The 1,271-nt window shown below is 50.5% G+C and carries 1 pseudogene; it reads left to right on the plus strand.

Annotation, left to right across the window (positions count from 1 at the left end):
- Positions 1 to 1,271 (plus strand): annotated as a pseudogene (locus GEU01_RS25475) (site-specific integrase); the annotation flags it as partial.

Genomic DNA, 1,271 nt, shown 5'->3' on the forward strand with positions numbered 1-1,271 from the left:
GCCTCTGACGGACATCCTGTATCGCAGCAATCTCGACCGCGCTAACAGCCATCGTGCCTTGAAGTATTTGCTTCTGACGGTCGCACACCAGGAAAAACCCTACTGGGGGTGGAGTGAAGACCTGTGGGTTGAGATTATCAATAATAGTCCTGTTCTGAAAAAAACCGGAATGGTACCGCAGTTGATTGCAGTCGCTTATCTTCTGTGTGGTTTTCGAAGCGTGTACAAAATTCAACGCAATGTGGCGACGGCTGTCGTTGCCCGATTGGTTTTTGGAGCGGAGATTGTTGATACAGAATGTGAGCGTCTGTTCTCGGCCCTAACCCGTGTCGGCTTCGTCTGTCAGACCGTTCGGCCCCTCGTACCATCAGTATTTGCTGCAGTTGCATTACAAGGCGAGAATCCAAAACTTGAAAGTTTTGATAGGAAGATACTGGAACATACACGAGAGTGTTACACAGGAAATCATATCGCCAAGCGGATTGGAATATTGTCAAACGGTTTGGCCGCAATGGGGCTTACATCGAAGGTTATTAATTTCCGGGCATACCAACCTCGTCATGGAACTGAAACTGATAATATCAATCCTGAGTGGATGACATGGTGCCGACGTTGGTTGGAAACAACAACCTTGCGAGAAGGGTCGAGGCGAGCAGTTTACAACACTCTGACCCGTATCGGAATCTGGTTGGGTCGCGAGCATCCTGAGGTCACAGGACCAGAGCAATGGACGGTATCGGTATGTGCCGACTATCTCGCCGCCGTCGACAGGTTACGTATTGGCGATTGGGGCGGTTCCACCTTTGATTATCGTCTGATCCCAACAGTTGGCCAGCCTCTACAGGCTCCAACGAAAGTTGCTTATTATCAGGTTATGCGTCGGTTTTTATCTGATATTCAGAGTTGGGAATGGGCGCAGCTCCGGTGTAATCCGCGATATCATCTCTCGACACCGAAGAATATTGCGAAATATCTTGGCGTAAATCCTAGGACCATAGATGATGCTTCTTGGCTGAAACTGACCTGGGCCAGCTTCAACATTGAACCAGACGATCTTTCTCCTGACTGTTTCTATCCATTCGCCCTGTTGCAGGCAATCGCCGTGGTGTGGACACATGCAGGCCTTCGGAGCAATGAGATCGCCCGACTTCGGGTCGGCTGCACGCGCGAGCAATCAGAGGATGTGGTTGATCAGTCTGGCAACGTCGTTCCGGCAGGGCAGGTCTGCTGGCTTGATGTTCCGGAAGGTAAAACTTCGGTCGCGTACACTA

The organism is Komagataeibacter europaeus LMG 18890, assembly GCF_000285295.1.
In the GTDB taxonomy this organism is placed as follows: domain Bacteria; phylum Pseudomonadota; class Alphaproteobacteria; order Acetobacterales; family Acetobacteraceae; genus Komagataeibacter; species Komagataeibacter europaeus.